Origin of the sequence: Streptomyces sp. NPDC002701, from assembly GCF_042889045.1 — a bacterium.
Taxonomy (GTDB): Bacteria; Actinomycetota; Actinomycetes; order Streptomycetales; family Streptomycetaceae; genus Streptomyces.
On sequence record NZ_JBIAQL010000013.1, the window covers coordinates 1 to 10,834 of the forward strand.

Sequence of the window (10,834 nt, forward strand, 5' to 3'; positions counted from 1 at the left end):
AAACGCCCGGTTACATTCCGAACCCGGAAGCTAAGCCTTACAGCGCCGATGGTACTGCAGGGGGGACCCTGTGGGAGAGTAGGACGCCGCCGAACTCCTTTTGAAGAGCTGGTCCCTGAACTTAAGTTCAGGGACCAGCTCTTTTTTGTTGGGCGTCACTTGGAGTTCACGTTGCGCGACCAACATCACAGACATGGGTACTGCTGCAATGCTCAGGGCCGCAGGTGTCGGAGCCGGTGACGAGGTCATCGTGCCCGCCTTCGGGAACACCGAGGTCGCCGAGGCCGTGATCCTGGCCGGCGCGCTGCCGATGTTCGTCGACATCGACCCGGGCACGTACTGCCTCGACGCCGCGGAGGTGGAGGCGGCTGTCGGGCCGCGTACCGCCGCGGTCGTGGCCGTACACCGGTTCGGGCGGCTCGCTGACATGCCGCGGTTGTGGGACATCGGGCAGCGGCACGGACTGCTGGTGCTCGAACAGGGCGAGTCCGAGGCGCCGTACGCCGGGATCGAGGAGCGCAGGGCGCACGCGAGCTTCCTCGACGGGCGGCTGCGGGGCGTGCGGACACCGGAGCGCGGCGCGGGACACACGTACCAGCAGTACGTCGTGCGGGTGCCGGGGAACGGGCGGCCGGATCGCGACGCGTTCGCGCGAGCCCTGCGGGCCAGGGGCGTCGAGTGCCGGGTGCCGGTGAAGACGCCGGTGCACCGGATGCCGGCCTTCCGGCGTGACGTCTGCCTGCCGGAGACCGAGCGGGCTGCCGACGAGACGCTGGCGCTGCCGGTCCACGCGGCGTTGACGAAGCGGGAGATGCAGCGGATCGTGTCCGCGTGCAACGCCCTCGGTGGACTGCTTCAGCCTGCCTTCTAGCTGATCGAACGCAGTTGGGAGCACACCGGCGTTCGGGGTATGCTCTGTTCCGTTGCCGCGAGGGAGACCTCGAAAGCAACAGGCCCCTATAGCTCAGTCGGTAGAGCGTCTCCATGGTAAGGAGAAGGTCAACGGTTCGATTCCGTTTGGGGGCTCAGACAGAAAAGGCCCCCGCCCTCTTGGGCGGGGGCCTTTCGTGTGTTCCGGGGCCGGATCAGGACGCCCGGATCAGTCGTTCTGCAGACCCGGGACGCGCATCGCCAGAATGGCCATGTCGTCGGACGGGGCGTCGCTCGCGAAGCGCTCGACCGCGCGCATGATGCGGGCGGCCACCGCGCCGGCCGTCAGACCCGTGCAGGTGGTGAGGACCTCCGCGAGGCCGTCGTCGCCCAGCATGCGGGTTCCCTCACGGCGTTCGGTGACGCCGTCCGTCACACACAGCAGGACGTCCCCCGGGTCGAGGGTCACTTCCTGCTCGTACAGCTCCAGATCGTCCATGACGCCGAGGAGCGGCTGCGGTTCGGCGGCCGGCTCGACGGTGCCGTCCGGGCGGAGCCGCAGGGGGAGCGGGTGGCCGGCGCAGACCACCTTCAGCAGCGCCGAGCCGTCCTCCTGGGGCCACAACTCGCCGTACAGGAGGGTCAGGAAGCGGCTGCGGGCGCCTTCGTCGAGGATCGCGGAGTTCAGCCGGTCCAGGACCGCCGGGCCGCCGTACCCCTCGCGGGCCAGCAGGCGCAGTGCGTGCCGGGCGAGGCCGGTGACCGCGGCCGCCTCCGGTCCCGTACCGCAGACGTCTCCGATGGCGAAGCCGTAGGCGCCGTCGCGGATGGGGAAGAGGTCGTAGAAGTCGCCGCCGACCTCGTTGCCCTCGCCTGCCGCGCGGTAGATGACCTCGACCTCCACGCCCTCGATGTGGGGGAGTTCCGGGGGCAGGAGGCTGCGCTGGAGGGACTGGCTGATGGCCGTGCGCTCCGAGTACAGGCGGGCGTTGTCCAGGGCGAGGGCCGCTCTGCGGCTCAGGTCCTCGGCCAGTTCCAGGATCTCCTGGCGGAAGTGCTCGTCCGTCGGCTTGCCGAGGGTCAGCATGCCGATGACGCGGTTGCGGGCCACCAGGGGCAGGACGACCGTCTCGCCGCCGACCGCGCCGGCCGTCGCCAGTGTCGTACCGATGCCGGAGCTGACCGTGGCGGGTTCGCCCAGGCCGAGGCTGCGCATGGAGGTGCGCAGGGCGGCCGTGTGGGCCGCCTCCGCGGGCGCGGCCCAGACGCGGGCGCCCGGGGTGGGGACCGGGTCCGGAGGGGCGATCTTCGACAGGAGGGCCTTGAGGCCGTCGATGCGTTCCTCGTCCTCGTGCAGGACGTACGAGAGGTAGGGGTCGGAGGACTGGTCGGCGATCGTGTAGACGGCGCACCAGGTGGCCAGGGTCGGGACCGTCATCTGGGCCATCAGGGCCAGCGTCTGGTCGCGGTCGAGCGTGCCCGCGAGGAGGTCGGACGCCTCGACGAGGAAGGACAGCGAGCCGCGGCGCAGCCGTTCCAGCTCGCCCAGGCGGGCCGATTCCACGGCGAGGGCGATGCGGTCGGCGGCGAACTGGAGGCGCAGGGCCTCCTCGTTCGAGTAGCGGCTCGGCGACTCGGCGGCCACGCCGAGCGAGCCGGTGAGCCGGCCCTCGACCTTGAGGGGGACCGTGACGACCGAGCGCATGCCGGTGCCGCTGAGGAGCGGTACGGCGCCCGGGACGGCCGTGAGGTCCTCGTGGACGGCCGGCATGCGGGCGGAGCCGTAGCGTCCGGTGCCCGCTTCCACGGGGACGCGGGCGAAGCGCTGACGGGCGGAGGGGAGGCCGGTGGAGGCGCGTACCTCCAGCTCCGTCTCGTCGTCGGTGGCCAGGAGCAGGAAGGCTGAGTCGCCGTCGAGCATGTCGCGGGCGCGTTCCACCGTGCGCTGGAGGAGGCCGTCGAGGTCGTCCGGGGCCGGTGAGCCGATGAAGACCTCGAAGGAGTCCGATGCCTGGCCCTCGGAGCTGGTGGTCGTGTCCGTCGCCGAGGCGCGCAGCGGCGTCTGGAGGACCGCGCGTTCGTGGTCGCGTACCAGGAGGCAGACCGTGGAGGGTTCGCCGTCGGTGTCGCGGACGCGCAGGTGCGAGGCGTAGACGGGGGTGACGCGGCCGTTGGCGCCGCGCAGGCCGTAGCTGCCCTCCCAGCGGGAGAGCTGGAGGGCCTCGGCGATGCCGGTGCCGGTGCCGGGGGTGTGGGGCCAGGCCGCCAGGTCGGTGAGCGGTTTTCCTATGACCTGCTCGGCCCCGTAGCCGAAGAGTTCCTCCGCGTCCTCGTTCCAGGCGTTGATCGCGCCGGCGCGGTCGATCTGGACGACGGCCACGCGGACGCGGCCGTCGGCGAGCGGGAGCAGGTGGGAGGGGAGTGAGGGGCCCGCCGTGCGGGTGCCGACCGCGCGCTCGGGGAGGTCGAGCTGGAACCAGACCTGCTTGCGGGTGGGCGTGTACTCGACGCCCCAGCGGCCGGCCAGGGCGGCGCAGAGCTGGAGGCCGCGGCCGCCTTCGCGGTCGGGGTTGCCCATGGTGAGGGCGTTCCCCTGGAGCGGGATCTCACGTTCCGGGTAGTGGTCCGCGACCTCGATCCGTACGCCGTCGTCGCTGCGGAGGCACAGGACGTCCGCGGCGGTGCCGGCGTGCACGACGGCGTTGGTGACCAGCTCGCTGGTGAGGACCACGGCGTCGTCGACGATGTCGGCGAAGCCCCAGCCCTGGAGGGTGTCACGGACGAAGGAGCGGGCGGTCGCGACGGACCGCCCGACAGGGTCGAAGCTGGCGGCCGCGCGAGCGGTGATCACAGAACTCCTTGTCCGGTCGTCGGCGGGCAGGGCTTCATGGCCGGCCCGCCCCTGCCGCGGCAGGAGCTGGTTCTCGGTCGGCCGGGGATCCTGGGGTGGTCCCCCGGGATGCAGTCCGGTGGTCATGGTGCGGTGCCCTCCGATGCCTGCCCGCTCGTGCTCGTGCCACCGCCCAGGCCGACAGGACCGGCGTGGCTGGACAGCCGCATGCAAGGTTACTTACCTTCGCCGTCCATACGGATGCCGGTTGCCAGTGTTTACGTCCGGAGGGTGTGCGGACCGTGTGCGAAGCTGCCGAACTGTTATGGCCTGGTTCAACCATGGTGAAACACTGGGCAGGCTTCAGGAGAAGGTCCGGGCAGGCCGAGAGCCTTCCGGCAAGTGGAACAGCAGTAGCGGACCAGCGGTATCCGAGTACGCCGAGCAGTAACGGTCGACCCTTGCGGGAGGGACACAGTGGAGTCTGGCGCAGCGACGCGGGGCACTAAGACGCGCGCGAAAGGCGGACAGTCCCTGAGTAACCGGAGCAAACCACGCAACGGCACCACCGAGGTGGACACGGCGGCCCTGAACAAGCTGCTGGCGGCCCTCGTGTCGATGCGGGACGGCAACTTCCGCAAGCGGCTCACGGTCTCCGGCGACGGCGTGATGTCCGAGATCGCGGCGGTCTTCAACGAGGTGGGCGACCGGAATCTGCAGCTCACGGGTGAGCTGTCGCGGGTGCGGCGCATGGTCGGACGTGAGGGAAAGCTCACGGAACGGCTGGAGACGGGGGCCTGCGAGGGCTCCTGGGCCGCGGCGATCGACGCGTCCAACGCGCTCGTGGACGATCTCGTGCGGCCCGTCTCCGAGGTCGGCCGGGTGCTGTCCGCGGTGGCGGAGGGCGACCTGTCGCCGCGTATGGAGCTGCGGGCGCCGGCCGTCGACGGCAACGGTCATCCGCTGCGGGGCGAGTTCCTGAAGGTCGGGCGCACGGTCAACAACCTGGTCGACCAACTGTCCACGTTCACCGACGAGGTCACGCGGGTGGCCAGCGAGGTCGGCACCGAGGGCAAGCTGGGCGGACAGGCCCGGGTGCGCGGTATGTCCGGTTCGTGGAAGGACCTCACGGACTCCGTCAACACGATGGCGTACCGGCTGACGGCTCAGGTGCGGGACATCGCGCTGGTGACGACGGCGGTCGCCAAGGGCGATCTGTCCCGGAAGGTCACGGTTCACGTGGCCGGCGAGATGCTGGAGCTGAAGAACACCGTCAACACGATGGTGGACCAGTTGTCCTCGTTCTCCTCCGAGGTGACGCGGGTAGCGCGCGAGGTGGGCACCGAGGGTGAGCTGGGCGGCCAGGCGCAGGTGCCCGGTGTGGCCGGTGTGTGGAAGGACCTCACCGACTCGGTGAACCTCATGGCGGGCAATCTGACCGCCCAGGTGCGCGGTATCGCCCAGGTCACCACGGCGGTCGCCAACGGTGATCTGTCGCAGAAGGTCACCGTCTCGGCGCGCGGCGAGGTCGCGCAGCTCGCCGAGACGATCAACCAGATGACCGAGACGCTGCGGACCTTCGCGGACGAGGTCACCCGTGTCGCCAACGAGGTCGGTGGCGAGGGGCGGCTCGGCGGCCAGGCGAACGTGCCGGGCGCGGCGGGAACGTGGAAGGACCTCACCGATTCGGTGAACACGGTCTTCCGGAATCTCACCACGCAGGTGCGGGACATCGCCGCAGTAACTACTGCGGTGGCCAACGGTGATCTGTCGCAGAAGGTCAGCGTCGAGGTCGCCGGCGAGATGCTGGAGCTCAAGAACACCGTCAACACGATGGTCGACCAGCTGTCGAGCTTCGGTGCGGAGGTCACCCGCGTGGCGCGGGAGGTCGGCGTCGAGGGCGAGCTGGGCGGTCAGGCGCAGGTGCCCGGCGCGGCCGGTACGTGGAAGGACCTCACCGACTCCGTCAACACGGCGTTCCGTAACCTCACCGGGCAGGTGAGGAACATCGCGCAGGTGACGACGGCGGTGGCCAACGGCGACCTGTCGCAGAAGGTCACCGTGGACGTCTCCGGCGAGATGCTCGCGCTGAAGAACACCGTGAACACGATGGTGGACCAGCTGTCGTCCTTCGCCGACCAGGTGACGCGGATGGCGCGGGACGTGGGCACGGAGGGCCGTCTGGGCGGCCAGGCGCGCGTGGACGGCGTTTCCGGTACGTGGAAGGACCTCACGGACTCCGTCAACTTCATGGCGGGCAACCTCACGTCCCAGGTGCGGCAGATCGCCCAGGTGACGACGGCGGTGGCGCGCGGTGACCTGTCGCAGAAGATCGAGGTCGACGCCCGTGGCGAGATCCTCGAACTGAAGAACACGATCAACACCATGGTCGACCAGCTCAGCGCCTTCGCCGAGCAGGTGACCCGGGTGGCCCGTGAGGTGGGCACGGACGGCCGCCTCGGCGGTCAGGCGCAGGTGCCGGGCGTCGCGGGCGTGTGGCGGGACCTCACCGACTCGGTGAACGGCATGGCCGGCAACCTCACCGCCCAGGTGCGCAACATCGCGCAGGTCGCGACGGCGGTGGCGCGCGGTGACCTGTCGCAGAAGATCGACGTGGACGCGCGCGGCGAGATCCTGGAGCTGAAGAACACCCTCAACACGATGGTGGACCAGCTGTCGAACTTCGCCGAGCAGGTCACCAGGGTGGCCCGTGAGGTGGGCACCGAGGGCATCCTCGGCGGGCAGGCCGAGGTGCAGGGTGTCTCCGGCACCTGGAAGGACCTCACGCAGTCCGTGAACTTCATGGCGAACAACCTGACGATCCAGGTGCGCAACATCGCCGAGGTCACGACCGCCGTCGCCAGGGGCGACCTGTCGAAGAAGATCACCGTCGACGCGAAGGGTGAGATCCTCGAACTCGTCACCACCGTCAACACGATGGTCGACCAGCTGTCGTCGTTCGCCGAGCAGGTGACCCGGGTGGCCCGCGAGGTGGGCACCGAGGGCCAGTTGGGCGGTCAGGCGCGTGTACCGGGTGTAACGGGCATCTGGAAGGACCTCAGTGACAATGTCAACCTGATGGCCAACAACCTGACCGTGCAGGTGCGCAACATCTCCCAGGTCGCGGCGGCCGTCGCCAACGGTGACCTGACGAGGACGGTGACGATCGAGGCGCGCGGCGAGGTCGCGCAGCTCGCCGACACCTTCAACACCATGGTGAAGACGCTGAGTTCGTTCGCCGACCAGGTCACCAAGGTGGCCCGCGAGGTGGGCACGGACGGCATCCTCGGCGGCCAGGCGCGCGTACCGGGCGTGTCCGGTACGTGGAAGGACCTCACCGAGTCCGTGAACGGCATGGCGTCCAACCTGACCGGCCAGGTGCGCAACATCGCGATGGTCACCACGGCCATCGCCAAGGGCGACCTGACCAAGAAGATCGACATCGACGCGCGCGGCGAGATCCTGGAGCTGAAGACCACCATCAACACGATGGTCGACCAGCTGTCGTCGTTCGCCGAGGAGGTCACCCGGGTCGCCCGCGAGGTGGGCACCGAGGGCCAGCTGGGCGGCCAGGCGCGCGTGCGTGACGTCGACGGCACCTGGCGCGACCTGACCGAGTCGGTGAACGAGATGGCCGGGAACCTGACCCGGCAGGTGCGTGCCATCGCGCGCGTGGCGACCGCCGTGACCCGCGGCGACCTCAACCTGAAGATCGACGTGGACGCCTCCGGCGAGATCCAGGAACTTCAGGACTACATCAACAAGATGATCGCGAACCTCCGCGACACCACCATCGCCAACAAGGAGCAGGACTGGCTGAAGGGCAACCTCGCCCGGATCTCCGGCCTGATGCAGGGCCGCCGCGACCTCGCCGACGTGGCCTCGCTCATCATGAGCGAGCTGACTCCGGTGGTCTCGGCGCAGCACGGCGCGTTCTTCCTGGCGATGCCGCTGGACGACGGCAAGGACGTGGGCGCCGCGCACGACGACTCGTACGAACTGCGCATGCTCGGGTCGTACGGCTACTCGATGGGCTCCATGCCGACGTCGTTCCGGCCCGGTGAGACGCTGATCGGGACGGCCGCCAAGGAGAAGCGCACGATCCTCGTGGAGAACGTGCCGCCGGGGTATCTGAAGATCGCCTCCAGTCTGGGGGAGGCACCTCCGGCGCATGTCATCGTGCTGCCGGTGCTGTTCGAGGCGACCGTCCTCGGGGTGATCGAACTGGCGTCGTTCCACTCGTTCACGCAGATCCAGAAGGACTTCCTGAGCCAGATCGCCGAGATGATCGCGACGAGCGTCAACACCATCGCGGTGAACACCAAGACCGAGGTGCTGCTCAAGCAGTCGCAGGAGCTGACCGAGCAGCTGCGGGAGCGGTCGGAGGAGCTGGAGAACCGGCAGAAGGCGCTCCAGGAGTCCAACGCCGAACTGGAGGAGAAGGCCGAGCTGCTGGCCCAGCAGAACCGCGACATCGAGGTAAAGAACACCGAGATCGAAGAGGCGCGGCAGGTCCTGGAGGAGCGCGCCGAGCAACTCGCGGTCTCCATGCGCTACAAGAGCGAGTTCCTGGCCAACATGTCCCACGAGCTGCGCACGCCGCTCAACTCACTGCTCATCCTCGCCAAGCTGCTCGCCGACAACGCGGACACCAACCTCACCCCGAAGCAGGTCGAGTTCGCCGAGACGATCCACGGGGCGGGTTCCGACCTGCTCCAGCTGATCAACGACATCCTCGACCTGTCGAAGGTCGAGGCGGGCAAGATGGACGTGTCGCCGACGCGTATCGCCCTGGTCCAGCTCGTCGACTACGTGGAGGCCACTTTCCGTCCGCTGACCGCGGAGAAGGGGCTCGACTTCTCCGTACGGGTGTCGCCGGAGCTGCCGGCCACGCTGCACACGGACGAACAGCGGCTCCTCCAGGTGCTGCGCAACCTCCTGTCGAACGCGGTGAAGTTCACCGACACGGGGGCGGTCGAACTGGTCATCCGGCCCGCGGGCGCGGAGGTGCCGGTCGCCATCCGGGAGCAGTTGCTGGAGGCGGGCTCGCTGCGGGACGCGGACGCCGACCTCATCGCGTTCTCGGTGACCGACACCGGTATCGGTATCGCGGCCAGCAAGATGCGCGTGATCTTCGAGGCGTTCAAGCAGGCGGACGGTACGACGAGCCGCAAGTACGGCGGTACGGGCCTCGGACTGTCCATCTCGCGGGAGATCGCGCGGCTGCTGGGCGGCGAGATCCACGCGCAGAGCGAGCCGGGACGCGGCTCCACGTTCACGCTGTATCTGCCGCTGCACCCGAGCGAGCTGCCGCCGCAGGGCTACCCGCAGCTCTCCCCGCCCCTGGAGAACGGGGCGCTGCCGGCGGGCTCGGACGACGAGCCCGAGGCCCGGACGGAGACACCGGCGGAGATCAAGTCGTACCAGGAGGCCCAGAACGGGACCGCCGCGCTCTTCAGGCGGCGTCGCAGGGCGGTGCCCGCGGCCGAGCAGCGGCACGCGCTGCCGGGGTCCTCGGGGCAGGCTCCGGAGGCGTGGGCCACGGATGGCGAGGAGGTGGCCGCGCGGCCACGCGCCGTCTTCCGCTTCGAGGGCGAGAAGGTGCTGATCGTCGACGACGACATCCGCAACGTGTTCGCGCTCACCAGCGTCCTGGAGCAGCACGGTCTTTCGGTGCTGTACGCCGAGAACGGCCGCGAGGGCATCGAGGTGCTGGAGCAGCACGACGACGTGACGGTCGTCCTGATGGACATCATGATGCCGGAGATGGACGGCTACGCGACCACGACGGCGATCCGCAGGATGCCCCAGTTCTCCGGGCTGCCGATCATCGCCCTCACCGCGAAGGCGATGAAGGGCGACCGGGAGAAGGCCATCGAGTCGGGCGCCTCCGACTACGTGACGAAGCCGGTCGATCCCGACCATCTGCTGTCGGTGATGGAGCAGTGGATGCGCGGCCAGTGAGCGGACGGCGGAGCGCGGCCACGCGGACGGCGGGGTGTGACCGGGCGGCCGGAGGATGATTGAGTGGCAGGGAAATGACCGCGCGCACGGGGCGGTCGGGTGGCGGTCCGGCATGCCGGATTGTTGACTGACCGTGTCCGGAGCCGTGTAGAAACCCGGGATTCGGGGAACCTTCTGGTCCCCCGCTACGTTTCTGCTACGTGCACAGTGACATCGCGGTGACAGGGTGTGGCGACAGGCGGGGTGCGGCTACCATGACCGGCACAAGGACGGGCGGCGCTCAGAAGCCGTCCCCTGGGGCGGCGCCCGGTGCACTGCCGGGACGAGGAGGGCGGGCCATGGTGCAGAAGGCCAAGATCCTCCTGGTCGATGACCGGCCGGAGAATCTGCTGGCGCTGGAGGCCATCCTCTCTGCGCTCGATCAGACACTGGTTCGGGCATCTTCCGGGGAGGAAGCGCTCAAAGCACTGCTCACGGACGACTTCGCGGTCATTCTGCTGGACGTCCAGATGCCAGGCATGGACGGTTTCGAGACCGCCGCGCACATCAAGAGGCGAGAACGGACCCGGGACATCCCGATCATCTTCCTCACCGCGATCAACCACGGCCCGCACCACACCTTCCGGGGATACGCGGCGGGTGCGGTGGACTACATCAGCAAGCCGTTCGATCCGTGGGTGCTGCGCGCGAAGGTCTCGGTCTTCGTCGAGCTGTACATGAAGAACTGCCAACTGCGGGAGCAGGCGGCGCTGCTGCGCCTCCAGCTGGAGGGTGGCGGCGGCAAAGCGGCTCTCGGCGATCCCAAGGAGCCGGCCGGACTGCTCGCCGAGCTCTCCGCGCGGCTCGCGGCCGTCGAGGAGCAGGCCGAGGCGCTGTCCAAACAGCTGGACGACGACTCGGCGGACGCGGCGGCGGTGGCGACCGCCGCCCATCTCGAACGCAAACTGACGGGGTTGCGCCGCGCGTTGGACGCGCTGGAGCCGGGCACGGGCAGCGGGGCGGCCTCGCTGCCGTCGCAGAACTGAGCCCGGGCGCGGACACGGATCGTCCGTCCGGCACTGATTCGGACGCCCTCCGGCACGGGAGGCGTCATGCTGCCTCTGCCTCTGCCGCATGTGGCCGGTGGGGCGGCGGGGGTCCGGGATGCGGTCTACCGGGTCGCGCGCGTCC

General features: G+C 69.4%; 4 protein-coding genes, 1 tRNA gene and 1 rRNA gene. 5 read left to right on the top strand and 1 reads right to left on the bottom strand.

The genetic code is table 11. From position 1 onward, the window contains the following. The 3 genes from rrf to ACFYXC_RS28275 all read left to right on the top strand — a co-directional run. Window positions 1-95, top strand: a 5S ribosomal RNA gene (gene rrf / locus ACFYXC_RS28265); the annotation flags it as partial. A gap of 113 nt (window positions 96-208) precedes the next feature. Beyond that, entirely contained in the window at window positions 209-871 is a 663-nt protein-coding gene (locus ACFYXC_RS28270) for a DegT/DnrJ/EryC1/StrS family aminotransferase (RefSeq protein WP_389554875.1), read from the top strand. Window positions 872-953: 82 nt separating this feature from the next. Then, window positions 954-1,026 (top strand) — tRNA-Thr (locus ACFYXC_RS28275). A 73-nt stretch (window positions 1,027-1,099) separates the two neighbouring features. Here the strand turns inward: ACFYXC_RS28275 and ACFYXC_RS28280 are convergent. Continuing rightward, window positions 1,100-3,847: a SpoIIE family protein phosphatase gene (locus ACFYXC_RS28280; protein ID WP_388926518.1), complete on the bottom strand. Its 2,748-nt coding sequence runs from the start codon at window positions 3,845-3,847 to the stop codon at window positions 1,100-1,102. Between the two features lie 330 nt (window positions 3,848-4,177). Between ACFYXC_RS28280 and ACFYXC_RS28285 the strand changes: the two genes are divergently transcribed. Further along, window positions 4,178-9,664: a HAMP domain-containing protein gene (locus tag ACFYXC_RS28285; protein WP_389554654.1), complete on the top strand. Its 5,487-nt coding sequence runs from the start codon at window positions 4,178-4,180 to the stop codon at window positions 9,662-9,664. Window positions 9,665-10,002: 338 nt separating this feature from the next. Continuing rightward, window positions 10,003-10,689, top strand: coding sequence for a two-component system response regulator (locus ACFYXC_RS28290; protein ID WP_388926527.1), 687 nt, complete (start codon window positions 10,003-10,005; stop codon window positions 10,687-10,689). The last annotated feature ends 145 nt before the right edge of the window (window positions 10,690-10,834 follow it).